Source organism: Chryseobacterium sp. DZ-32, from assembly GCF_059587025.1.
This window is the reverse complement of the sequence record NZ_JCAIOM010000006.1, coordinates 224,810-251,232: the sequence shown is the minus strand read 5'-3', so window position 1 is coordinate 251,232 and position 26,423 is coordinate 224,810. Positions and strand designations below refer to the sequence as shown.

The following is a 26,423-nucleotide window of genomic DNA, read 5'->3' as shown; positions in this document are numbered from 1 at the left end:
ATAAAAACTACTTTTTCCCAAAACACCTTGAAAAAAAGTAGTTTAAGGCATTAATTGCACTTTATACCATCTGATAAATATAAAATATCCTGAACCTGATATCCTTTTATATTAATTTACTGCAACAGCATAAATCGCATTTTCAGACCATACTCCTCCCACTTTACCCAATCCGGCCCCTGTCACAGTACCACTAGCCTGAGTATTCCCTACAATATATCTATACGTTTTGGTTGTCCCGGATGTATTATTAATTTGTACTGTACCCGTAGCAACACTATATTTTTGTCCACCATTAAATGGTCCTTCCAATTGAAAACTCATTAAAGTAGGTCTTATGACATCTGCTGACTGAGTGCCTGTTTGTCCAATGGTTGTAAGATTTGCTTCTGAGAAAGTACTTCTTACAAACATCCAGTCACTTGCTGTAATTGTTCCCTGCGGTATTAATAATAATGAAATGGTAACCATCCATCTTCCCGGAGGTAAAGTAATGGAAGAACCTGTATATCTAAAATCAGAAAATTGAGAAAATGGTACATCATACCCTCCACCCAATGTTCCTACAGCAACATTTGATGCAGCTCTCTGCCATGTTGCCACTCCATTGGCATCAGAAGTTAATATTTTATTGGCCCCTTGTGTACCATCTACAATTTTCAATGCACCATTCGTTGAGGAACGAACATCCAGCACATTTGTGGGCGCCGTTGTACCAATACCTACTCTGCCATTTTTATTCAAAGTCATTAACGGGTCTCCTGCAGCCGGAGCTCCTGCAAACAACTGTAATACATTAGCAGCATTTCCCAATCCATAAAAATCATCTCCTGCGGCACTGTTCCATAATGCCAGTTTTTTTCCGTTACCGCTTCCCAAATCCAACATATTCTTAGGAGTTGTTGTTCCTATACCCACTCTGTTGGTAACTGCATCTACCGAAAATGTACTTCCATCCACTGAAAAGTGATTGGTTCCTGCGGTAGCAGTACTTGTAAAGGCTAAAGAACTGGTTCCCTGAGCTACTGTACGGGATCCTGTAAGTGTTCCGTTTGAATTGTAAATATTAGTATTTGCAGGAAGGTCCTTCCATGTTGCAACACCATTCGCGTCTGATGTTAAAACTTTGGCATTTCCCTGTGTTCCATCGACAATTTTTAGAGCTCCATTGGCTGTAGAGCGGATATCCAATTTATTGGTAGGGTTTACTGTTCCTACTCCGACATTTCCGTTACTGAGCACTGTAAAATCATTAGCCTGCTGAGCTGTAGTTGGAACTCCTGTTGAAACATTATCTTTGCCACCATCCACATGAAAAGAGCCTTGAGGATTTGGAGTATTTATCCCTACCTGAGAGAAGAATAAATTTGAGAAAAGCATTCCTGATGAAATGATTATTTTTTTCATTTGTTTACGTTTTAAAAAAGGTTTGATGTTAATTTTTTTTCTTGTGTGCATTTAGAATCGTACTGAAAAATATGACCGGTCTGAAATTTTCCAACGTTCGAATTAGATGATGCAAACTTACTGCCTGCAAATAAAAAAAATTCTACATCAAAGACACGTCAAAACACAACTAACTTAAAAACAACAAATTACAACCAACATGAAGTAACTTTGAAGCAAGTAAAAAAAGTGAATTATTAGCTCTTCATGAACAAAATTCAGAGATAAAGAAGGAAATTATAAAGCTCTGTAACTTCAATGGCTTTATCCTTAAAAGGCAGGGACATTACTATCCCCGCCCAAAACACAAACACTTAAGAATGAAAAAAATTTTCGTAGTAAATGTATCAATATTATGTACCCTGATTATTACTTCAAAAATACTTCACAACTCAATGAATTAAAAAACAACATTTTATATATTCAATGGAGTATTTTTGAAGTGTATCTTTTATGAATATTCCAGGTAAAAATTTTTGTTATTGCTTAATTTTTTAAAACATATTCATAAAAAAGTTATTTTTGTTTTAATAATTTTAAAAAATATGTTCCCCAATTTTAGAATTAAAACATTATACCTGATTTTCTTTTCTTTCTCTGCATTTTTTGATGCTCAAGACTATTCTTTTCAGCCTGAACCTATAAAAACAACATGGGAATATAAAAGTAAAGGTGATTTCGAAGGTGCTTTAAAATATAATACCAAGGCTCTTACCCAATATGAAGCGAATGGTGACACCAAAGGAATCATTATGGTATACACGAATATTGGCGGCATATTATGCAATTTCAGCAGATATAAAGAAAGTCTGGAATATCTTGACAAAGCTAAAAAGGAACTTAAAAATATCAGTTCTCCTCTTCTGATAGGAAATTTATATAATGAGTATGGTAAAAATTATACTCAACTGGGATTACTAGAACAATCTAATGCTGCATTCAACAAAGCGGAATATTATATTAAAAAGCTCACTGACAAACGTCAGAGAAAAGCCATTCTGTTTTATAATTATTCTTGGAAGCGTGCGAATTTTGTAAGGATGAAAAATCAGGATTCTTTACAGCATATAGAGAAAAAAATGCTGGCTGTTAACCCCGGAATACTTACTTATACGAGGATCGCTGATGGCTTTATAGCCAAAAAAAAACACCTGGATTCAGCAGAATTCTATATGAATAAGGCCATGCACAGCTTCAGTACTGCAAGAAGAACTGAAAAAGGGATCGCTTTATTTAGTTATGGAGATCTTTATAATGTAAAAGGTGATCAAAAGAAAGCATTAGAATATTATTTAAAAACCATTGATTTCTTCAAACAAACAAAAAACAAAACGGCATTACTTACCGTTTATGACACCATTTCCAGTGTCTACAAATCCCTCAATGAAATTGAAAAATCAAATGACTATTTAAGGCAATACACAGCTCTTAACGACAGTCTCAACAACAATGAAAAAGAAGCTGTAAATCTTGCTGTGAATACATTGGTAGAATTAAATAAAGAAGAAAAAGAAAAAGATAGAAAGACATTTTATGCAATAGCTCTGGTTATTATCGTCATATTTTTAATAGTATTCTATTTTATCCGAAAAATCTATATTCAAAAAGAACTTAAAAAAGATAAAATTATTGAAAAGAAGATTCTTGAAACGGATGTTCTTAAATCGAAAGTAAATGATTCATTTGATGAAATTATACAGCTGATGGAGAACAGAAGTCCCTTGTTTCTGATGCGTTTTAAAGAAGTGTATCCTGAATTTTATGAAAAATTAATTACCCATACCCCCGAACTTACAGAGCATGATGTAAAATTCAGTGCATATATCAGATTAAATCTTACGAATAAAGAAATCTGCCAATATGAAAACATTAGTTTGCGGGGAATAGAGACAAAAAGGTACAGACTTAAGAAAAAACTGAAGCTACCCTCAAACATTGAACTTCAGAAGTGGATTCTGGAGCTTTAAGATATTTTGCTTGATTAAAAAAAGACCTCTATTCGAGGTCTTCTTTTTTTTATATGTAAATATGTATTATTTTTTGAGCTCATCAATTTCTTCCTGTATCGATTTGATTCTATCCCTTAATTCCTGACTTACTTTCCCTGGAATTTTTTTGACTTTTCTTAAGTCTAAAGCCAGCATAATGGAAGCTATTCCCATAAAAATAAAGGAAACACTGGTAAGGGTAACTAATGAAATTCCCGTAAATACCGGATTGAAAATCAGCAGCAGGGAAAATATAATGCCTCCCACACTGGCAAGAGCAACATTTCCCCAGCTCATTATCCTCATGCTTTTCAGATCAAATGCAAAACCCAGTAATTGAAATGAACGGAACAGCAAAGTAAATCCGATGACAAAAGGAAGTACTGCCATAGAAATCTGAGGATTTGCGATAAGATAAATTCCTACTGCAGTGGTTAATAATCCACTCACTAGAAACCAGCCCCAACCCTGCAGGGATTTGCTGTTCTGTAAGGAAAAAAATATTTCTGTAATTCCTGAAAATAAGAATGAAACACTGAAAAAGATGGAGAGTGTAACATACGTTGCCAGCGGCACACTGAATACATAAAAACCACAAATAAGGAAAAGAATTCCGAAGATTAACGGGATGTACCAGTGCTTTACGGTATTGGTAAAAGTTTGAAATAAATTGGCCATAAGAGTGTTTTTTGGTCATGCCTACTTTTTTGTAACGGTTTTCGGCTTCTCCGCAGGTATCATAAACAGATTATAATTTTCACCTGAATTTGAAATATAACGTCTTACTAATATATGAAAAATAAGCGGAAATACGAAGTACTCACTCAATGAATGTTGCATTTCTTCTTCACTTAGAAAGTATCGCTAAAAATTTTCAGAAACAAAAAAGGTGAAAATCTTGTAATTTTCACCTTTCCAAAAACATATTTTTAAATGTCTTTACTATTTAATTCGGTTTATATAATTTATACATCACGAACAAAAAGCCAATCCATATCGGGATCAGAATTACCTGAATTTCCATACCTGTAATACTCATTAACCCTAAAATCAGAATTAAAAATGCAATACAGATATAGTTGGATACCGGATAAAATATAGATGGGAATTTTGAATGTATTCCTTCTGCATTTATTGATTTTTTGAACTTTAAATGGGTGTAGCATATCATCAGCCAGTTGATGATCAGTGTAGATACAACTAAAGCCATCAAATATTCAAAGGCTTTCTCCGGTACCAGTTTATTGATGATAATACAGATTCCTGCGAAGCATGAAGATATAATGATCGCATTGGTAGGAACTGAGTTTTTGTTCAGTTTTTTCAGGAATTTCGGAGCATTTCCCTGCTGAGCCAATCCGAAAAGCATTCTGCTGTTGCTGTAAACGCTGCTGTTGTACACTGACAACGCTGCTGTCAGAACGATCAGGTTAAGAACATTCGCTATTAATGTATTGAACTGAATCACTTTCCCAAAAAGGTTGAATTCGAGACCATTCAGATTTTGAAATACCATTACAAACGGGCTGGATCCTTCTGTAATATCTCTCCAGGGACTCAAAGAAAATAAAATAACCAACGCTCCTACATAGAAAATAAGGATTCTGTAGATCACCTGATTGGTTGCCTGTGGAATCGTTTTCTCCGGATTTTTAGCCTCTGCCGCCGTAATTCCGATAAGCTCAAGTCCTCCGAATGAGAACATGATCATTGCCATGGCTGCAAATAGTCCTGAATATCCGTTTTCTGTTTTGTTAAATAATCCTTTTGGAAAAAAACCTCCGTCATTCCACAGATTGGTAATTGTCGCTTTTTCTCCTCCTGTCCCACTTATCAAAAGATAGACTCCGAAAATGATCATCGCAATAATAGCCACCACTTTGATAATGGAAAACCAGAATTCTGTTTCTCCATAAACTTTTACGGATGCCAGATTAAGCGCATTGATTACCACAAAGAAGAATAAACTGGAAACCCAGAGTGGTATTTCCGGCCACCAAAAATGGATGTAATGTCCGATTGCCGTAAGTTCTGCCATACTCACCAGAATATAGAGAATCCAGTAGTTCCATCCAGAAGCAAATCCCGGAAAATTCCCCCAATATTTATAGGCAAAGTAGCTAAAACTTCCCGAAACGGGTTCCTGAACGACCATTTCACCCAGCTGACGCATAATAAAAAAGGCAATAATACCTGCTAAAGCATAGCCTAAAATTACGGACGGTCCAGCCAGTACTGCTGCCGGTCCGATTCCCAGAAATAACCCTGTTCCGATGGCTCCACCAAGGGCAATTAATTGTATATGTCGATTTGTTAATCCTCTAACTAAAGTCTCGTTTTGTCCTGTTTTATTTTCGTTGCTCATTAAATGAATTATTCGGTCGCTAAATATATAAAAACTTTTCAGAGAAATTCACATTCTCAGGGGTAAATTGAGAATTCGGCCTCATCCGTATATTTTCTTTTTACATCATTCTAGATAAAGTTCGGAATACAGTTACAAAAATAGTTTTAACGATTGTAGTTAAGATTCTATTTTAGCCCGTCAACATTAATATTTAACATCTCATTCAGATCAAAAAAAATGATCTCTTTCTATTTTTTGAAAAGAGATCATTCTTAAAAAATTATCTAAGCAATTAAGGTTTATAAAAATTCTTTCGGAACGGAAATATTATTCTTTTTCATGTATTCCAACAGACTTTGGTATTTATCTTCATATTCATCGTTTCCGCACTTATGCGAAATACTGCAGATGTCAGATGGCTTGATTTCTAAAATATCAGATATTTTAGTCAGTATTTCCAGGTTGATCTTCACCTTGGAATTCTCAATATCGGAATATGCCTTTTGGGAAATGCCCATTTCAAAGGCCATGTATTCCTGCGTAAGATCTTTGCTCCTACGTATTTTCCTGATATTTTGTCCACATACTTTCATCGTTTTTGTTTTAGTAGTTTTCGGTATATTTTAGAAGATTATCTATTAGCCTCTAACAAAGTTAATAAATACCTTTGGCAAAACATTACACACGTTACATGATATTTATTTTCAACATAGAAAAGGTTTAAAAATACGCCTTTTTCAGAGAAAATATCACTTCGGTAAACACTATTGGAATTTATGGAGACGCAAAAATTTAATTATGACAATAATATTGTCAGAGCATTCCTCTATGCGACTATCGCATTCGGACTTGTAGGATTTCTGCTGGGGCTTACAGCTGCATTGATGCTTTTTTATCCTGAATTGCCTGAATTTTTATTCGGTACGGATGATACAACTATTAAAAGCTTGGCTTCAGGTAATATTCAGGGGCTAATCAATACACAGGGAGCAATGGGCTTCGGAAGAATCAGAATGCTTCATACCAGTGCCGTAATTTTTGCTTTTGTATGTAATTCCTTTTTCTGCGGTGCTTATTACAGTATGCAGAGGCTTCTTAAAACCAGAATGTATAGTGATACCCTTTCATGGATTCATTTCTGGTCATGGCAGCTGATGATCGTCAGTGTGGTTATTACATTCCTTATGGGAATCAATACTTCTAAAGAATATGCCGAACATGAATGGCCCATCGATATCTTAATTGCATTCTCATGGATCATTTTCGGAATCAATATGTTCGGAACTATTGCCAAAAGAAGAGTAAGACATTTGTACGTAGCCATCTGGTTCTATATGGCAACCTGGCTTGCTGTAGCAATGCTTCACATTTTCAATAACCTGGAAGTTCCGTTATCTTTCACAAGCTGGAAATCTTATTCTGTATATGCAGGTGTAAAAGATGCATTAGTACAATGGTGGTATGGGCACAATGCGGTTGCATTCGTATTAACCACCCCTGTATTAGGTCTTATGTATTACTTTATGCCAAAAGCAGCTCAGCGACCGGTATTCTCATACAAACTATCCATTATTCACTTCTGGTCGCTGATCTTCGTATATCTTTGGGCCGGGCCTCACCACCTGCAATATACAGCTTTACCGGCATGGGCTCAGGCGGTAGGAACAGGGTTCTCTATTATGCTTATTGCTCCGTCATGGGGAGGAATGCTTAATGGCCTTCTTACCTTAAGAGGAGCCTGGGATAAAGTAAGAGAAAATCCTATTCTTAAATTCTTTGTAGTAGCGGTTACATGCTATGGTATGGCTACTTTCGAAGGACCTTTACTCGCTACAAAATCATTAAATAAAATTGGTCACTATACAGACTGGGTTATCGGACACGTACACATTGGTGCACTCGGATGGAATGGTTTTATGGCATTCGGAATTGTTTATTACCTGGTTCCAATTATGTGGAGAACATCTCTCTGGTCTAAAAAACTGGCCAACTGGCACTTCTGGCTGGGAACTTTAGGAATTATCTTCTATGCAGTTCCAATGTATATTTCCGGATTTACGCAAGGATTGATGTGGAAACAGTTCAACCCGGACGGAACCTTATTATGGAAAAACTGGCTGGATACTGTAACAGCTGTCATTCCTTACTATAAAATGAGATTCTTAGGAGGACTATTCTATCTTTCAGGGGCTATCCTGATGGTTGTCAATGTTATTAAAACAATCAAAGCCGGTTCATTCCAGAAAGAAGTGCCTGCAGAAGCTCCTGCCTTAGCCAATATCGGAAGTTCAAGAAAAGAAGGTGAAGGCTTCCACCTTTGGCTGGAAAGAACGCCTACTCTTCTTTCTGTATTAGCTTTCATTACAGTAGCAATTGGTGGATTGGTGGAGATTGTTCCTACACTGTCACTGAAGCAAAGTGTTCCGACAATTACTGCTGTAAAACCATACACGCCACTGGAACTGGAAGGTAGAGACTTATATATCCGTGAAGGATGTAACTCATGCCACTCACAAATGATCAGACCGTTCCGTGACGAAGTCGTAAGATTTGAAGGGAAAAACGGACAGTACTCCAAAGCAGGAGAATTCGTATACGACAGACCATTCCTATGGGGATCTAAAAGAACAGGACCGGATCTTCACAGAGAAGGAGGAAGAAACCCGGATTCATGGCACTTCAAACACATGTACAACCCAAGAATTACTTCTGCTGGTTCCATTATGCCACGTTTCCCATGGTTAATCAGTAATAAACTGGACAGAACACAAATGGTGGATAAAATGAAACTGATGAAAAATGTCTTCGATGTTCCTTATACAAAAGCCCAGATAGATTCTGCCAACCAATGGGCGGACAACCAGTCCAAAGCAATTGTACAGAGAATTTATTCTGAAGCAACGGATGTAAAAGATCAGATGACCAAAGAAAAAACAGCAAAAGGATCTGCCTATGTTCCACTTGAACAAAGAGAAATTGTAGCCATGATTGCTTACCTCCAGAGATTAGGTACAGACATCAAAACAACACAGGTACAAACCGCAAGCGTAGAGTAACATTTAAAATTAAACTGCAATGAAAACGAGAACCCCCATTTCAATATATATCGCAACAACGATAGGTTTAACGATCATGGCCTTTGAAATGTTCGCCGGAGATTCAGGATATTTTTCTTCTCCTTTTTTCTGGGCGCTGATACTAATTGCCATTATCCTGCTGCTGATCATGAATTCGATTGGTGACCTGGTAGAAAATGAAAGTTTCAACAGATTATCCGAGGAAGAAAAAAAACAATATCTGGAAGAAAAAAAGATTCCTTATTACCAGAAATTATGGAACTCTGCGTTCAAAAAACAAAGCGCTACAGAAGAAAAAGATATTCTTATCGACCATGGTTTTGATGGAATTACAGAGCTGGATAACTCGCTTCCGAAATGGTGGATTGGCTTATTCTGGTTCGGATGTATTTTCTGTGCCGTATATCTGGTAGCCTTCTCTTTTACAGATTATGCCCATCCGGATGCAGAATACACGAAGGAAACAAAAACCATGCTGGCTTCCATAGAAGAGTATGAGAAAACGGCGCCTCAGATCAATCTGGAATCTGCAAAATACAGTGCTGATAATATTGCCGAAGGACAGGAACTTTTTAAAACAAATTGTGTGACCTGCCACGGAGACGGAGGAAAAGGAGGTATAGGTCCGAACCTTACCGATACCCACTGGATCAATATTAAAGAAAAAAGCTTATTTAAAAATGTATTCTGGATGCTTGAAAACGGCTCTCCGAACAATCCTACCATGAGACCTTTCATTAAAGAAGGAACCATTACCGGAAGAGATGCAGAGAAAATTGCCGCTTATATTTATCACATCAATCAGGAAACCGCTCCTATCACAACGGCACAAGGTGGTGCAGCTCCTCAGGGAGAAGAAGTGAAATGGGAGAACGGAAACAACTAAAATTATTATTATCTATCAATAAACCATGCCACGCCCCCTTCACAACTACTAACATTTGAATTTCATTTTTGCTAACTAACCTTTTCAACATTAAAAAATGATAAAAGGGGGCGTTTTTTAAACATAATAATCCCTGCCTTGACTCGTCTTACTCAACTATTCACTTGACAACTACAAACTAAAAATTCCATAATAAGACAGCCAAGGCAGGATTTTTGCATTCGCAAAGGGTACCACAACAAAGACCAAGTAAAATAGTATTGTTATCTTTGTTAGAAACCTCATCGCATTTGAAACTGAAAATCAACACCACAAAACTCTTAAGGCGTATTGCAATAACCTTTATTTCGATATTGGTTCTTCTTACCCTGTTGATACTAAGCTTAAGGCTTCCAGCCGTTCAAAATTTCATCAAAGACAAACTCATTGTTTACCTTGAGAAAAAAATCAAAACTCCCGTAAGCCTGGAAAGAGTCTACATAGGATTCCCGAACAGCCTTGTCATGGAGAACCTTTATCTCAAAGGACAGGACGTAGATACTCTTCTGGCAGTGAAGAAACTGGATGTAGGTTTACATATGCTGAAGCTTCTTAATTCTACGGCAGATATTACTTCTGTTGAAATGGAAGGAGCACGTGCCAATGTAGTGAGGAAACCGGATGGCAAATTCAATTTTGATTATATCATTGATGCTTTTGCTTCCAGTGATAAAGAAGAAAGTCCCTCCAAACCCTTTATTATTTCCCTTGATAAAATCAATTTAAAAGATGTTGGGGTAACATTTAACGACCAGCAATCGAAGAATGATATTCAGCTCTATTTTAAGTCATTCGATACCAGAGTTAAAACTTTTGATCTTAACAAAAACAACTATGCTGTTAATGATATCAATCTCGACGGTTTAAAATTAAAGTTAAAGCAGGGACTTGTAGAAGAAGTTGCCAACAAGGTGGAGAAAAAAGTAGATTCTCTTAATGAAAAAAAGCCTATGAATATTGGCTTAAGAGGAATAAAACTTACTCATTTCGACATTGATTACGGCGATGAAAATACAAAGACATTCGCAAAAGTTATCTTCAAAGAACTGAGTACAAAGGTTAATAAACTGGATCTTGAAAACAACGCTTTCAACGTAGCGAATGTATTTCTTTCGGGGGCAGACATTAATGCCAACCTTTATCTTCCCTCTCAGAATGCCAACCCAAAAAAGACCAAAGAACCTGAAATTTCAAAAGTTTCCGATCAGGATAAAGCCATGAAACTTCTCTTAGGAAAGCTTGTTTTGAACGATGTAAAGGTCAATTATAACAATACCGCTATCGCTCCTACTAAACAGGGAATGGACTTCAATCACCTTAATTTTTCAAAGATGAACGTGGAGGTGAGAAGCTTCAAAATGGAGAACAACACCTTTGCAGGAACAGTAAACTCAGCAGAAATCAAAGAAGGCAGAGGACTGGATATTCAGAAGTTCAATACGGATTTTGTGTATGCTGAAAAGGAAGCTTATCTTAAAGATCTTTATCTGCAGACTCCAAAAACACTATTGCGTGATGAGGTTATTTTAAACTATAATTCCATTGACCAGCTAAGCTCAAACTTAGGCGCCGTAAAAATTTCAGCCAATATCAAAGATTCAAAAATAGGGTTTTCCGATATTCTGAATCTGGTTCCGACATTGAGAAATACGGTTCCATTCAATAAATACCCGAATGCTATCCTGAATGTAAACGCCAATGTAAAAGGAAGCGTTAACGATCTTTTAATTCAGGATCTGAAAGTTTCAGGTTTGGATCAACTGAGAGTAATGGCCTCCGGAAAAATCAAAAATGTGATGAATCCGGATCAGTTATATTATGATCTGAGAATCGGAGAGTTTTCATCCAATGCCAAAACAATATTCAATCTTGTCCCTAAAAATACAATTCCTTCGAATATTTCGCTTCCTTCCCATTTCAGCATCAAAGGAAATGCAAAAGGAACAACGAAAGTGGTGAATACAGATCTTAACCTCTACTCTACTTTGGGGAACGCTGCCATCATCGCTCAGGTAGACATGCGCAGAAAGAATCATGAATTGTATGATGTGAAAGCCAATCTTCAGGGTATACAGGTTGGGAAAATCATTCAGAATAAAGATATTGGTCCTGTTACAGCACAAATTGCCGCCAAAGGAGAAAGTTTTGATTTCAAAAATGCCAATGCCGACTTAAAAGGCCATGTTGCTTCCGCAGTCTACAAAGGATATCGTTACCAAAACATGAACCTTACCGGAAAGATCAAAAAAGGAGCTTATCATGTGATTTTGGATTCAAAAGATCCGAATGCCAGTCTGCAGCTGACCGCTTCCGGAGTTTATGATGAAAAAAATCCTACGGTAAAAGTGAATGGAGAAGTCATCAAACTGGATGTCAACAAACTTGGTTTCTATGAAAAGCCGATGATCATTGCCGGAAAAATTGATGGAGATTTTACTAGTTTAGATCCGAATAATCTGAATGGATATCTCAACCTTAAAGATTTTGCATTCTCGGATACCAAAGAAGTGTATCCTGTACAGGAAGTTAATCTGAAAGCTTCCTCTACACAGGATTCCACACAAATTGTTTTCAACTCTCAGGTGGCAGATGTGGAGCTGAAAGGAAAATACAAGCTTACCCAGATTTTTGGTGCTTTAACGCAAACGGTCAATCAGTATTATCAGTTCCAGAAGCCGGATAAAAGCCAAAAAATTGATCCGGGGCAGCATTTTAACTTTACTGCAAAGATTAAAAATGACGATCTGATCAGAAAATTTGTTCCGGATCTGAAAGATTTTGAAACCATTAATCTTGTCGGGAATTATGATGCAGATTCTCAGAAAATTGAAATTGACGGACAAATTCCAAGGTTATTATATGGTGAAAATACCATTGAAAAAGGTGCTTTAAAGGTAACGAATGAAAATCAGGCATTACAATACAGCCTTAATGTAGCGGCTTTAAAAAGCTCAAGCTTTTCTTTAAATAAAATCAATATTGACGGAGATGTTGCGGACAATACCATCCGGTACAACGTTACTACAAAAGACGAGAAAGATGCCACTCAGTTCCTGATTGCAGGAAATGCAAAATCGTTGAATGACATTACCGAAATATCTCTTAACCCGAACGGACTTAAGCTCAATTATACGGATTGGAATGTTGCAGAAAACAATAAAATTCAGATCAGCAACAAAGGAATTCTGGCGGATAATTTCATTCTTTCCAATGGCAGCAGTGAAATCGCTGTTCAATCTGAAAGCAGCAGCCCAGGCAGCCCTTTGAACATTTCATTGAAAGATTTCAAGATTGAAACCATTACGGAACTTATCAAAAAAGATACAGTTCTGGCTAGAGGAACCATTAACGGGACAGCACAGCTTCGGGATATTACTAAAAATATGACCTTCACTTCCGATCTGAATATTTCCGACCTGATTGTCTATGGAAGTCCTGTCGGAAACCTTGCTGTAAAAGTAAACAATGCTTCACCGAAGGTTTTAAATGCAGATATTGCCCTTTCCGGAAATAACAATGACGTAAAAATCCTTGGGGATTACAATACCTCTTCCAGTACTTTCGACCTGAATATGGCAATTAATCAGCTTCAGATGAAGAGTATTCAGGGATTCTCCATGAATGCCATTACCAATACGGAAGGTTATCTTTCAGGAAACTTAAAGATTACCGGAACGAGTGACAAACCAAATATTTTAGGAAAAGTAAAATTCAATGATGCCGGATTGGAAATTGCCAAAACGGGAAGTGATTTCAGACATCTGAGTGATGAAATAGACTTTACCAGTCAGGGAATAGAGTTTGATCAATTTAAAATCAAAGATAAAGACGGAAATGCCCTTGTAGTGGATGGGCAGGTTCTTACGCAGACCTATAGGGATTTTGCTTTTAACCTTAATGTAAATGCAAAAGATTTTAAAGTAGTTAATTCGGAGAAATCCAATGATGCGATCATGTATGGTATTCTGGCCATTGATGCCGGACTTCATATCCGCGGAAACCTTGATCTTCCAAAGGTAGACGGAAGGTTGAGCGTGGCAGACAACACCGATTTCACTTTTGTTCTGCCTCAATCCAGCCCTTCTCTGCAGGAGAGAGATGGTATTGTAGAATTTGTGGATCAGGATCAGGTGGTTTTAAACAAAACGATCAAAGCCGATTCTCTTAATGCCCAGAGCCGTATCAAAGGAATGGACGTAAGCGTTAATATTGAAGTCAGCAAAGAGGCAAAACTATCGCTGATCATTGATAAAGCCAATGGTGATTTTGTACAGCTTCAGGGTGAAGCAGAATTAACCGGAGGAATAGATCCGTCAGGCAAAACCACATTGGTAGGTGTATATGAAGTGGAAAAAGGAAGCTATGATCTTTCGGTGAGTTTCCTGAAGCGTAAATTTGACATCCAGAAAGGCAGTACCATTACATGGACAGGTGAACCTACGATGGCTCAAATGGATATTACCGCCGTATATAAAACAGAAGCTCCGCCTATTGACCTTGTGGAGCAGCAGATCAGTGGAGAAAGTGCCTCAACGATGAATCAGTTTAAACAGAGGGTTCCTTTTAATGCCTTGTTAAAAATGAAAGGTGAATTATTGAAACCTCAGCTTACTTTCGATATTACTACAGATGAGAAAAATAATTCTGTATCTACGAATGTAAAAGATGTTGTTGATCAGAAGCTTGCCCAGATCAGAACGCAGGAGTCTGAGCTGAACAAACAGGTATTTGCCTTATTGCTTCTGAACCGTTTCATCGGAGAAAATCCATTTGAAAGCGGTGCCGGAATGTCTGCGGAGACCATGGCAAGGCAGAGTGTAAGTAAGATCCTGTCACAGCAGCTGAATAATCTTGCAGCAGGGCTGATTAAAGGAGTAGATCTTAATTTTGGTCTTGATTCTTCAGAAGATTATTCCACCGGAGAAAAAAATACCCGAACTGATCTTAACGTCGATATCAGCAAAAAACTGTTGAATGACCGACTGAAAGTAACGGTAGGAAGTAATTTCGGACTGGAAGGCCAGGCCCGCCAGAATGAAAATATGACCAATATTGCTGGTAACGTTTCTGTAGATTACAGTCTTTCCAAAGATGGAAGATATATGTTACGGGCGTATCGTAAGGATGAATATCAGGTAGCTCTTCAGGGCCAGATCATAGAAACCGGAGTTGGATTCATTATTACATTGGATTATGACAAATTCCGGGAGATTTTCCAGAAATCTAAAGAGAAGAAGCCGAAAAAAAATCAAAATAACCAAGTGGTAGAATTTAAATAATGAATAGTAAGTTCCATATATATTGTAAGTATCTGTTGGTTTCCGGAATGGCATCCACGGTAATCTCGTGCAGCAACACCAGGTTTTTGAAAGAAGGCCAGATGCTCTATACGGGAGCCAAAGTAAAGATTGAAAATGATACGATTTCCAAGAAAGAAAAAAAAGATCTTGAGTCTGCACTGGAAGCAAACCTCACCCCAAAGCCTAATTCTACATTTCTGGGATTGCGCCCAAAGCTGTATTTCTATAACATAGCCAAGGAACCTAAAAAAGACAAAGGTTTTAATTACTGGCTTAAGTATAAAGTGGGTGAAAAACCAGTATTATTGGGAGATGTGGATCGTGAGTTCAATAAAGATATCATTGAAAATTATTCTGAAAACAAAGGATATTTCAATGCCAGAGCAACTTATGACACCGTTTCAAAGAACAAAAAGGCTCAGGTTATTTATACAGTAAGACCTGGCTCAAGATATCTGATAGACGGTGTAAAATTCCAGAAAGATTCTACACTGGTTAACCAGGAAATTCAAAACCTTACGGATAAAACTCTTCTTAAAAACGGAAGACCATTTGACCTGGACGTCATCAAAGCAGAAAGAGAAAGAATTGACAACAGGTTAAAGGAACGAGGTTTTTATTATTTCCATCCTGATAATATTATCGTGCAGGCCGATAGTACGGTGAGTAAGAATCATAAAGTTGAGCTTAATGTAAAATTGAAGGATAACACTCCTGATTTAGCAACACAGCAGTTCAGTATTGATAATGTTATTGTATTTCCCAATTACAATATTCAGGATGTAAAAGATGGTAAATACAGCATCCCGATGGATAAAGATTCTCTTTCCAAATATCGTTTTGACGATATTTATGTCATTGATCCGCAGCATAAATTCAAACCGAAGATTTTTGACAGAGCCTTATATTTCAAAAAAGGAGATCTTTACAACCGTTCCAACCACAATCTTACCCTGAACCGATTGATCAGTCTGGGAGTATTCAAATTTGTAAAGAACGAGTTTATTGTATCTGATTCTTTAAGCCATAAATTTGATGCGTATTATTTGTTGACTCCAAGACAGGTACAATCGCTCCGTCTGGAAGCTTTGGGAAGAACCAATTCCGCCAACTATGCGGGTAGTGAGCTGAACCTTAACTGGACCCACAGAAATTTCTTCAGAGGCGCAGAACAGTTTAAAGCAGCCATCTACGGAGCTTTTGATTTCCAGATGGGAGGTGCCCAGAATGCCAATAATATTTTCCGTGCAGGAACAAACGTACAGCTTTCAATTCCGAGAATTGTAGCACCATTCCGTTTTCATTCTTCCAGTGAATTTGTTCCCAGAACGAATATCACATTGGGATATGAATTCCAGAACAGAACACAATATTATACCCTAAATAATTTCACGGGATCATTCGGATATGTGTGGAAAGAAAATGCAAGGAAAGAACATGATCTGAAAGTGATTGATATTACTTTGGTATCGCCAGCAAATGTTACAGATGAATATAAAGCTAAATCTGCCAAAAATCCTGCTATGCAGCGAATTGTCGATAAACAGTTAATTTTTGGCCCAACCTATTCTTATACCTATACCAACACCATGCTGCCAAAGACCAATACCGTTTATTATAAAGGAACGCTGGATCTGGCAGGAAATATCACGGGATTGGTTACCGGAGCTGATGTAAAGAAAGATAAGGAAAAGAAAATATTCGGAATTCCTTTCAGTCAGTATGTAAAGATTGAAAATGATTTCAGATTCTATCATAAGTTCACTGAAAAATCTTCATTGGCTACAAGATTTATCGGAGGAATCGCCTATCCATACGGAAATTCAGAATTTGTTCCTTTCTCCAAACAGTTTTTCTCAGGAGGAAGTAACAGTATCAGAGCATTCCGTGCGAGAACATTAGGTCCGGGTAGTTTTGACCCGAGAACGATAGAACCGGGTGCTTATTTTGACCAGTCCGGAGATATTAAACTGGAATTAAATGCAGAGTACCGTGCCAATCTTTATAAGTTCTTAAATGCTGCCGTTTTTGTAGATGCCGGAAATATCTGGCTGCTACATGATGATGAAAACAGACCCGGGGCTAAGTTTTCAAAAGATTTTTTAAATGAAATTGCGGTGGGTGCCGGAGTAGGTCTGAGACTGGATTTTTCTATCCTGATTTTGAGACTGGATCTTGCCATGCCACTGAGAGTTCCTTACTATCAGAAAGGGGACAGATGGGCCTTCGATAAAATTAACTTCGGAGACTCAAGCTGGAGGAAAGATAATCTTGTTCTCAATATTGCCATCGGATATCCATTTTAATATGATTAAAACTGCCAAATTTTTCTGGGAAGTTCTGAAAGACACCTTTACAGAATGGAACAATTCTTCCGCATCAAAAGATTCGGCAAGCCTTGCGTACTATGCCATTTTTTCTATTCCGGGTTTATTGATCATTATTATCTGGGTACTTGGAAATTTCTTTGGGGAAGAAGCCATTCGCGGGCAGATCAGCACCCAGATCAGTGGTATTATGGGACCGGATGTGGCTAAAAGTATTGAAGGTATGCTCGCCGGTGCTTTGATTGACAAAAAGAATATTTTTATGAAGGCAGTAGGGGTAGGATCATTGGTTTTCGGTTCTACTACGCTTTTCTTTCAGCTGCAACATTCATTAAATACACTTTGGGAAGTAGAAGCTGCTCCCAAAAAGGCATTAGTCAAATTTTTACTGGACAGAGCGAATTCTTTGGGAATGATTCTTATTTTAGGATTTCTTCTGATGATCACCATGATTTTATCTTCTCTGATCAGCCTTTTTAATACAATTATCACCCAATATTTTGGTTTTGAAACGTATATGCTGGTAGAGTTTGTCAACTTCGCCGTCGGCTTTGGTCTTGTGATGCTGTTATTTGCCTTAATGTTTAAAGTACTGCCTGATGTTTTGATCAGCTGGAAACCGGTATGGAAAGGAGCATTTCTGACAACGGTTTTATTTACCCTCGGAAAATTTTTATTAAGTCTTTATTTTAACCAGGTAAAACCTACTTCAGCCTTTGGCGCTGCCGGAACAGTTATTCTGATTATGATGTGGATCAATTATTCGTGTATGCTGATATTCTTTGGTGCAGAATTCACTAAAGTGTATACCTACAAAAAGGGCTATAAAGTAGTTCTTTCCAAACATGCACGATGGACTCCTGCTAAGTTGTACGCGGATAGTCTGAAACAGATGCAGGGTGAAAGTAGTGATAAAGTGTAAATTTGGGTTGCGAGGTTCGGGTTGCGAGATTTTGAGATCCGGGATATTTCTGATGCGAGATTATTGATATATAAAAAATAGAAAGAAAGCCTCCTGAAAAATTTCAGGAGGCTTTCTTTCTATTTTTACATTCTGTTTACGGTTCCGATTCCCAAGAGTTCCAACGATTTTTTAATCGTCTTTGCTGTGAGATCTGAAATATTCAAACGGAATTGTTTTACATTTTCATCTTCCAGTTTCAGAATAATATTACTTTGATAGAACGAATTATAAGATTTAGCCAGATCATAAACATAATTGGCAATCAGGGCTGGGCTCAATGCTTCTGCTGCTCTTTCAACAATTGTTTTGTAACTGGTCAAAAGCATAATCAGTTCTTTTTCATACTGGTTTAAAGTTACATCCGATATTTCTTTATACTGGTAATCTGCTTTTGCCAGCAAAGACTGCGTACGAGCGTAGGTATATTGAATAAACGGTCCCGTATTTCCATTAAATTCAATACTTTCTGCCGGATTGAACAACATCTTTTTCTTAGGATCCACTTTCAGCATGAAATATTTGAGTGCTCCCATTCCAATGATTTCATAAGAAGCTACTTTTGCTTCTTCTGAAAGACCTTCAAGTTTTCCTTGTTCTATAGCTTTTAATTTTGCCGTTTCATGCATTTCTGCCATCAGGTCGTCTGCATCTACTACAGTTCCTTCACGGGATTTCATTTTACCTTCAGGCAATTCAACCATTCCGTAAGAAAGGTGAAACAACTGATCTGCCCATTCATATCCTAATTTTTTCAGGATTTTAAATAAAACCTGAAAATGATAATCCTGCTCGTTTCCTACAGTATAGATGAGTTTTTGAATATTATTTTGCTTAAAACGTTCCACTGCCGTTCCAAGATCCTGAGTCATATAAACAGAGGTGCCATCTGAACGTAACAACAGCTTCTGATCAAGACCTTCATCGGTAAGGTCACACCAAACAGAACCGTCTTCTTTCTGATACAAAACGCCTTTATCCAATCCTGCCTGAATAAGATCTTTTCCTAAAATATACGTATTGCTTTCATACTGAACCTGGTCAAAGTCAACTCCCAGTCTTTTATACGTTTCATTAAAACCTTTGTAAACCCATGAGTTCATTTCTTCCCAAAGTGCTCTTACAGTTTGATCTCCATTTTCCCAATCCAACAGCATCTTCTGAGCTTCTTTCATCACCGGAACGTCTTTTTTAGCCTGCTCTTCTCCTACCCCTTGTGCTACAAGCTCTGCAATTTCTTTTTTATAATTTTTGTCAAATTCTACATAATAGTTTCCAACAAATTTATCGCCTTTGGTATCGGTTGTTTCAGGAGTTGCTCCGTTCCCGAATTTCTCCCATGCCAGCATAGATTTACAGATATGAATACCTCTGTCATTGATAATCTGGGTTTTGATTACATCATATCCAGCCTCTTTTAAAATCTGAGCAACTGAGAATCCTAATAAATTATTTCTGATATGCCCTAAGTGCAATGGTTTGTTGGTATTCGGTGAAGAATATTCTACCATTACCGTAGCATTTTTCTTTTCTATAGTGGAAAAATTCTTGCTTACAGATCTGAAGTTGTCCACAAACAGCTGGTTTTTCACTTTAACATTCAGGAAACCTTTCACTACATTAAAGCTTTCGAAAAGTTCCGTCTGTTCTGTTAACGCTTCACCTAATTCAACCCCGATACTCTCAGGATTTTTCTTCAATTGTTTGACCAACGGGAAAGTGACAATGGTGAAATCACCTTCAAATTCTGTTTTATTTTCCTGAACTTCCAGTTTGATGTCTTTTAACTGATACACATTTAAAATAACCTCTGAAAGTTTTTCTTCTATAATATCTTTAATATTCATGTTTCTAAATTCTCTTTTTAATGCTTATCGCTGAAACATTTTTACAGTCTGTTTCAGCTCAAAATCTGAGTTACAAATATACGGAAATAAAAAAACCGCCCGAAGGCGGTTTAAAAATTTAAATGGTCCTAGTTATCCCACCAAACGGGTATACTTACATCACTCACGACTGCTGCATTATTATTTAATGTTCTTTCAGCTTTAGGAGTTATTAATCTCAAAGGTATTTTTTTAGATTGGCTATTCTGATTAGGCGTTAATACAGGGAAACCTGTACGTCTCCAATCATTATAAGGCTCCATTGTGGTAAACAGGGAAGAATATTTTTGAGTAATTATATTCTGTAATGTTACTGCAGCTGAAGCTGTAGTAGCAAAGACAGGATTATCAGTACCAGTAACATCTATCAAAGATGCACTTACAGCAGTTTTCAGGGCAGCTTGAGCACCTACAGTATTTCCAAGTCTGAATTGTGCTTCTGCTTCTATGAATTTAATTTCACTATAGCTAAATATTATATTCGATGTACTTGCACTTCCTGCAAAGTAACTCCCAAAAGGAGAAGCATCTGTGTTGCTATCTTCCGGAGCTGATCCGGAATATCCCCCGGATGCATCTAATCCTGCATAATGAGGTAGCCTTGGATCACTACTATTCTTTAAAAGATCTATAAAATATTTTCCCATAGACATATAACCTGATCTTTGATTATTAAATGCAAACCAAAGATTTTGATTATTTCCTCCATCAAATCGAGCCACCAAGTTATCTGAACTGGAAGTAAACGAGTTTTGCAAGTAGTTTAAAGCCTTCTGAGCTGCTACAGTACTTCCTTCTCTTTGAGTTAGTCTTAATGCATATCTTGCTTTAATGGCATAGGCTAATTTTTTCCATTTATCTATATTTCCTGCATAAAAGATATCATCACCTGCCGGTAACCCTAAATTAGCATTTTCAGGTTTTGATAAATCTATTATTGCACTATCCAAATAACTTTGAATCTGAGAAATGATATTTTGCTGAGAATCATATTTTGGAGAGAAATTATTGACTCCTTGAAACGCTTCTGAAAAAGGTACATCACCCCATGTATCAGTAGCATACCCCATATTTAAGGCTAATAAAATCTTAGCCATCCCTGAATAATAAGGATATTTATCCCCAAACTGAGTGATAATCTGATGAAGATTTACTCCAGTCTTATAAATATTAGACCAATCTGTTTCATTATCCAGTTCTGTTAAAAAATAATTAGTATAATCTAATGACTGAAACAGATTACCATTGGTATGCTGAGTCAACAAACTTATTTGTCTTGTCAAATTACCTGTTGAATTATTAATTGTTCCTACTGCTGCACCTGTAAATAAAGTTTTAGGAGATGTAACTTGCGTAGGACTATTGGGATTTTCATTAAATGTATCTAGCTCATGCTGACAAGAATTTAGAAATAATCCAGCAATAATTATAGGTATGTATATTATTTTTTTCATAATTAGAAAGTAAATTTAAAGGATAGTGTATAACTTCTCGTCCCGGGATTATTGAAATAATCAAATCCATTAGTATTTGAACTTGCACCCGCAATTGATGTTTCCGGATCTACACCTTTGTAGTTAGTAATTAAAAATAAGTTTCTAGCGGAAAAAGTAACCTGAGCCTCTCTTATAAAAGATAGAGTTTGAGTATTAGATAACATTTTACCAAAATTGTATGATAAACTTACATCTCTTAGCCTAAACCAATTTATATCTCTTTCTATCTGTTGTTCATTCGCACTACCAGATCCATCTCCTAAAAAGCTTGAATAATATAGTTTGTTATTAATTGCTTTCGTATTAGGAGCACCAGTTTCAGTAACACCAGGTATGGTATACATTGCTGACCTATCATCAGCAGAAGTCTGGGTCATTCCTAATCTATGCAATCTCGCTAATGTTCCGTTCCAGATATCACCACCTTTACGAATATCCAGTAAAAAACTTAAAGACAAGTTTTTATAACTGAAATTATTTCTGATTCCTCCTAACCAGTCCGGATTAGGGTTTCCAATAATTTGAGATTCTGCTGAAACTAATGGTAAACCATCAGATCCTATAATTAAGTTCCCAGCCGAATCTCTTTTCCAAGCCGTACCATAAAATACTCCCAAAGGTTCACCTTTAATGATGGCAGGAACAACATTTCCAGAAAAGAAATCACCTCCTTCACTAGAAAAATTTAAATTGTCTTGTATTTCAACAACTTTATTTACGTTTTTAGCCCAATTAAGATTTACACTCCAGTTAAAGTTTTGATTTTTAAGAATATCATACCCTAATTCTACTTCTATACCTTTATTTTCAACTGTAGGACCGTTGGTAAAATAATTCTGAAATCCCGAAGACGGTGCAACTGGAGCTTGGATAAGTAGGTCATAGTTGGTTGATTTGTAAGCACTCGCATTTAAGCGTAACCTTTTAAATAATTCTAATTCTAAACCTACTTCAAATTCGTCATTTCGCTCAGGCTTTAAATTTGGATTTTTCGCAATGGTAGTCAGTCCATAGGCACCAACTCCCATATATGGAGAAGTTAATTGCGGACCAAATGTATCAAAATAAGTTGGAGTTCCATAAGTGTTAACAATATTGTAAGGATTAGCAGATGCAAAAGTTTTCGCATAAGCTACTCTTACTTTTCCTAAATTAACCCAGTTTGGTAAATTTAATGTCTTATTAAACAGCCAAGATCCTGAAAAAGAAGGATAGAAATAGGAACTATTTTGTTTAGGCAGTGTACTGCTCCAATCATTTCTTCCTGTTAATGTTAAATAAAATTGGTCATAAAATCCTAATTCTGCCGAAGCCAATATCCCTCTTTTAATTTGTTTAAAATCTGTATTATTGGATACAAAAGTCGTAAAATTAGAAAGGTTGAATTGATTAGGTTCCAACATTGTAGATCCTTGAGTATATTGATCATTTCCAAATTTAGAAATTATCTGCCCCCCAAAACTATAATTCAAATTAATGTTATCAGTAAAGTTAATTAATCCACTAAAGATCAAATCTAAATTGTATTGACTTTGTGTATAAATGTCTACAACGACCTGGCCTGTTCGGTCAGCTGTTGAATTACCATTACTTGAGAATGAATAATTCTGCTGAGCATGGGTTGTATATGTATCTACTCCCGCTCTCAACAATACATTCAAAGCTTTATTATAATTATATGTTAAATAACCACTGATAATGGATCTATTTGTCTCATCTTTATATGGATTATTGTATACTGTATAATATGGATTGTCATATGCTGCAAAATAATTTTTATTATATCCTTGTACAGTCTGATAATCTCTAAGGTCATAAGTTGCTGGTGTTCTCAGTAAAGACAACATTACTCCAGCAATATTACTCCCTTTCTGAGCTCTTACCCCATTTGTATTGGAGAACTTTACATCAGCTCCAGCTTTTAGCTTATCGGTTAATTTAAATTCAGAATTTACACCAAAACTTGTTTTTTTAAGCGAAGTATTTGGAATAATCCCGGTTTGATCAATATGTCCAAATGAAGCTCTGAAATTACCATAATCCCCGCCTCCTGAAAATGCCAGGTTATAATTTTGTGCAGTACCAGTCTCAAAAAAGTTTTTAGCATTATCATAGGCCTTCAAACCAGATACACTTGAAATTAAGGGTCCCCAACTTTGATTGGTTCCCCCTGTGACAGGAATACCATCAGAGCCATATTGAGCAGGTGCAATATAATTAACTCCATTAGTTCCGGCGGCATAAGTATTTTGAAGTTTCGGCAAGCGGGTAATCATATCAAAAGATACAGCTGTGGAGAAATCAATCCCAATTCCTTTTCTTTTTCTCCCTTTCTTGCTTGTATAAATAATTACACCATTTCTGGCATTTTCTCCATATAGTGCCGCTGCTGCACCTCCTTTCAAAATTGATACACTCTCAATATCATCAGGGTTTATATCAATAGCTCTGTTTGAGTCATCTACTCCAGCCAGATTACTGCCCTGCCCCGCATTATTATTGACAGAGTTATCAATGATCTGGCCATCTAAGACAATAATAGGCTGACTTGAAAGATTAATTGACTTTTGACCTCTGATCAGAATTTTACTTGATGCTCCCGGAGTACCAGATGAACCTGTAACCTGAATCCCGGCTGCTTTTCCTGCTAAGCCTTGAATAATATTTGCCTCTCCTGATTTTTTTAAATCATCTCCGTTTACTTGTGATGTAGCATACCCTATTGTCTTTTTCTCCTTTTTAATCCCGAGTGCGGTTACCACAACACCTTCAATCTCTTTTGTCTGTGTAATAGTATCTTTTTTCTTCTGCTGGGCATTTACAATAGCAACAGAAGAAGTTAATACTACAACAAGCAGACTCATTGTTAGTTTCTTCATATCAAAATTAATTTTTAGCCCGTAAAATTGTATTTTAATTAACAATTCAGCAAGAAAAAAAATTAAAAAATAACAAATAAACCAACAAAAGAAAGCAAAAACAATTAAAAAAATTAAAAAATTACATAAAAATTAAGAAAATTAATAAAAAAAATAACATCAATATTTCGATTGATACTATTAACATAGATCCAGACATAATACCATATAAATCTGACGTTTATACATAGAATACACAAAATACGTTTTTTATTTTCTAAATAAATCCATTTCTAAATGATATTAAATTTAAAAAAACATTATTTGCACAAATAAAAAACCACCCGAAGGCGGTTTAATTTAATATGAATGTTAATAAAATATGTGTTAATTTTTATCCCAGAAAAGTTTTGTTGTAGCCTTATCTCCGCCAATTTTAGTACCCGCAGCTTTTACATTATCTCCGTTTAGCACATACTCCTGATCAGAATAAGGCATTCTATAGGGTACAGAAGATAAATTTGACTTCGGAGGATTCACAAGAATCGGATAGTCTAAACGTCTGGTAAAATTCCAACTTGCAAATCCTTTGTTAAACATAGCAATCCAAGCTTGTACACCTATAGACTGTTTCCAGTTTGCCGGATTATAAGGATGTGCAAGCACATATGCATCTGCAATAGTAGCGCTTACACCATTCTCCCTCATAGATTCATTCACTGCAATTGCATAAAGCTCTGCTGCTGTACCTCCTGCTGAATAACCTCTTGCAGCAGCCTCTGCTTTTAAGAAGGCTACTTCCGCATAACTAAAAAGGTTGGATGCTGCAGTAGCACTTCTGAAATAAGAGCTTAATTGAGAGAAGTTAGTGTATGGATCATTCAGCTCTCCAAAAACTCCTCCTTTATATACTCCTCCTACTTTGGTAAACCACACATCCATTCTTGGATCGGAAAGAGAACTCATAGTATTGATTGTTAATTCACTAGGCAAAAAATCATTTCTATTTGATGCTACTAAATTATCAAATACCGGATTTGAGAAAGTTCCGCCGTCATATTTAAATTTGTAAGCGTCGTCGTCAGAAGAAATAACCCCACTGGCTATTGCAGATTCAACGGTAGTTTTTGACAATGCAGGATCAACATCTGCTAAATTTATTCCTAATCTTAATTTAATAGAATTTGCAAATTTCTTCCATTTGGTCATATTACCTCCATAAACCAGATCTCCATAACCGGTAGCTGCAGGTTTTATAGTAGCCGTAACAGCATCGATTCTTTTGATCAAGTCAAGATAAATAGTCTTGGCATCATCATATTTAGGGGTTAATATTTCATCAGGTTTGAAAGCCTCAGAATAAGGAACATCTCCATAAGTATCCACGATATTTTCCCAAATAAATATTTCTTCAATTTCTAAAGTAGCCAATTTATTGATTCTAACATTTTCATCTGGTTCTACTTCTTTTACCAGGTTAACCTTTGCTTGTTTCAGATTATTAATACTGTAAACATACATTCTGTTAAAATGATTACGAGGCTGATTACGGGTTACTAAATTATATTGAGTTTCGTCCGGATATTGAGTTTCTGCCCATTGTTGTGTAAAGAATCTGTAATTATTAAAATTCACACTGGGGTTATCCATATAATAAGATGACTGATATAAGGCAGTAGCTAATAAATTGTCAGACGGAAGGATTGATGGATGTTTAGGGTCATCGTTAAGAGAAGTCAAATCACTTTGGCATGAACTTAAAGCCAACCCAATGCATGCAGACACCAAACTTATTTTTATAATATTTTTCAT

The 26,423-nt window shown here is 36.5% G+C and carries 14 protein-coding genes; 6 read left to right on the top strand and 8 right to left on the bottom strand.

Annotated elements, in window-relative coordinates; translation table 11 throughout:
• Positions 1-111: 111 nt before the first annotated feature.
• Positions 112-1,407 (bottom strand): hypothetical protein, encoded by a 1,296-nt coding sequence (locus AC59HC_RS09045; RefSeq protein ID WP_202841337.1) that lies wholly within the window; start codon positions 1,405-1,407, stop codon positions 112-114.
• 584 nt (positions 1,408-1,991) lie between these two features.
• On the opposite strand from AC59HC_RS09045, the gene AC59HC_RS09040 reads away from it, so the two are divergent.
• Positions 1,992-3,413 carry a tetratricopeptide repeat protein gene (locus AC59HC_RS09040; RefSeq protein ID WP_496558467.1) on the top strand — a complete coding sequence of 474 codons (1,422 nt, stop codon included), beginning with the start codon at positions 1,992-1,994 and terminating at the stop codon, positions 3,411-3,413.
• 66 nt (positions 3,414-3,479) lie between these two features.
• On the opposite strand, the gene AC59HC_RS09035 is transcribed toward AC59HC_RS09040, so the two are convergent.
• The 3 genes from AC59HC_RS09035 to AC59HC_RS09025 form a co-directional block, all read right to left on the bottom strand.
• Positions 3,480-4,112: an HdeD family acid-resistance protein gene (locus AC59HC_RS09035; RefSeq protein WP_482399612.1), complete on the bottom strand. Its 633-nt coding sequence runs from the start codon at positions 4,110-4,112 to the stop codon at positions 3,480-3,482.
• A gap of 268 nt (positions 4,113-4,380) precedes the next feature.
• Complete coding sequence (locus AC59HC_RS09030) at positions 4,381-5,799, bottom strand: amino acid permease (RefSeq protein ID WP_411413428.1); 1,419 nt, start codon at positions 5,797-5,799, stop codon at positions 4,381-4,383.
• Positions 5,800-6,080: 281 nt separating this feature from the next.
• Entirely contained in the window at positions 6,081-6,374 is a 294-nt protein-coding gene (locus AC59HC_RS09025; RefSeq protein WP_202841343.1) for a helix-turn-helix domain-containing protein, read from the bottom strand.
• Between the two features lie 183 nt (positions 6,375-6,557).
• On the opposite strand from AC59HC_RS09025, the gene ccoN reads away from it, so the two are divergent.
• The 5 genes from ccoN (at position 6,558) to AC59HC_RS09000 (ending at position 18,332) form a co-directional block, all read left to right on the top strand.
• Positions 6,558-8,837, top strand: a complete 2,280-nt coding sequence (ccoN, locus tag AC59HC_RS09020; RefSeq protein ID WP_343643115.1) for a cytochrome-c oxidase, cbb3-type subunit I — start codon at positions 6,558-6,560, stop codon at positions 8,835-8,837.
• A 19-nt stretch (positions 8,838-8,856) separates the two neighbouring features.
• On the top strand, positions 8,857-9,744 hold the full coding sequence (locus AC59HC_RS09015) for a cbb3-type cytochrome c oxidase N-terminal domain-containing protein (RefSeq protein WP_110008128.1): 888 nt from the start codon (positions 8,857-8,859) through the stop codon (positions 9,742-9,744).
• 290 nt (positions 9,745-10,034) lie between these two features.
• On the top strand, positions 10,035-15,062 hold the full coding sequence (locus tag AC59HC_RS09010; protein ID WP_496558466.1) for a translocation/assembly module TamB domain-containing protein: 5,028 nt from the start codon (positions 10,035-10,037) through the stop codon (positions 15,060-15,062).
• A complete protein-coding gene (gene tamL, locus AC59HC_RS09005) occupies positions 15,062-17,389 on the top strand; it encodes a translocation and assembly module lipoprotein TamL (RefSeq protein ID WP_496558465.1) in 2,328 nt (775 codons plus the stop codon). The genes AC59HC_RS09010 and tamL overlap by 1 nt, the downstream gene beginning before the upstream one ends.
• Position 17,390: 1 nt before the next feature.
• Positions 17,391-18,332, top strand: a complete 942-nt coding sequence (locus AC59HC_RS09000) for a YihY/virulence factor BrkB family protein (RefSeq protein WP_496558464.1) — start codon at positions 17,391-17,393, stop codon at positions 18,330-18,332.
• A gap of 125 nt (positions 18,333-18,457) precedes the next feature.
• On the opposite strand, the gene argS is transcribed toward AC59HC_RS09000, so the two are convergent.
• The 4 genes from argS to AC59HC_RS08980 form a co-directional block, all read right to left on the bottom strand.
• The gene (gene argS, locus AC59HC_RS08995) at positions 18,458-20,218 is read right to left on the bottom strand and encodes an arginine--tRNA ligase (RefSeq protein ID WP_496558463.1); all 1,761 of its coding nucleotides are present in this window, start codon (positions 20,216-20,218) and stop codon (positions 18,458-18,460) included.
• A 128-nt stretch (positions 20,219-20,346) separates the two neighbouring features.
• Complete coding sequence (locus AC59HC_RS08990) at positions 20,347-21,711, bottom strand: SusD/RagB family nutrient-binding outer membrane lipoprotein (RefSeq protein ID WP_411413423.1); 1,365 nt, start codon at positions 21,709-21,711, stop codon at positions 20,347-20,349.
• Between the two features lie 2 nt (positions 21,712-21,713).
• Positions 21,714-24,632: a SusC/RagA family TonB-linked outer membrane protein gene (locus tag AC59HC_RS08985; RefSeq protein WP_496558462.1), complete on the bottom strand. Its 2,919-nt coding sequence runs from the start codon at positions 24,630-24,632 to the stop codon at positions 21,714-21,716.
• 366 nt (positions 24,633-24,998) lie between these two features.
• A complete protein-coding gene (locus tag AC59HC_RS08980) occupies positions 24,999-26,423 on the bottom strand; it encodes a SusD/RagB family nutrient-binding outer membrane lipoprotein (RefSeq protein WP_429812674.1) in 1,425 nt (474 codons plus the stop codon).

Excerpts from the sequence above, each read along its gene's own strand:
- AC59HC_RS09045 (WP_202841337.1), bottom strand. The coding sequence starts at position 1,407 with ATGAAAAAAATAATCATTTCATCAGGAATGCTTTTCTCAAATTTATTC.
- AC59HC_RS09040 (WP_496558467.1), top strand. The coding sequence starts at position 1,992 with ATGTTCCCCAATTTTAGAATTAAAACATTATACCTGATTTTCTTTTCT.
- AC59HC_RS09035 (WP_482399612.1), bottom strand. The coding sequence starts at position 4,112 with ATGGCCAATTTATTTCAAACTTTTACCAATACCGTAAAGCACTGGTAC.
- AC59HC_RS09030 (WP_411413428.1), bottom strand. The coding sequence starts at position 5,799 with ATGAGCAACGAAAATAAAACAGGACAAAACGAGACTTTAGTTAGAGGA.
- AC59HC_RS09025 (WP_202841343.1), bottom strand. The coding sequence starts at position 6,374 with ATGAAAGTATGTGGACAAAATATCAGGAAAATACGTAGGAGCAAAGAT.
- ccoN (WP_343643115.1), top strand. The coding sequence starts at position 6,558 with ATGGAGACGCAAAAATTTAATTATGACAATAATATTGTCAGAGCATTC.
- AC59HC_RS09015 (WP_110008128.1), top strand. The coding sequence starts at position 8,857 with ATGAAAACGAGAACCCCCATTTCAATATATATCGCAACAACGATAGGT.
- tamL (WP_496558465.1), top strand. The coding sequence starts at position 15,062 with ATGAATAGTAAGTTCCATATATATTGTAAGTATCTGTTGGTTTCCGGA.
- AC59HC_RS09000 (WP_496558464.1), top strand. The coding sequence starts at position 17,391 with ATGATTAAAACTGCCAAATTTTTCTGGGAAGTTCTGAAAGACACCTTT.
- argS (WP_496558463.1), bottom strand. The coding sequence starts at position 20,218 with ATGAATATTAAAGATATTATAGAAGAAAAACTTTCAGAGGTTATTTTA.
- AC59HC_RS08990 (WP_411413423.1), bottom strand. The coding sequence starts at position 21,711 with ATGAAAAAAATAATATACATACCTATAATTATTGCTGGATTATTTCTA.
- AC59HC_RS08985 (WP_496558462.1), bottom strand. The coding sequence starts at position 24,632 with ATGAAGAAACTAACAATGAGTCTGCTTGTTGTAGTATTAACTTCTTCT.
- AC59HC_RS08980 (WP_429812674.1), bottom strand. The coding sequence starts at position 26,423 with ATGAAAAATATTATAAAAATAAGTTTGGTGTCTGCATGCATTGGGTTG.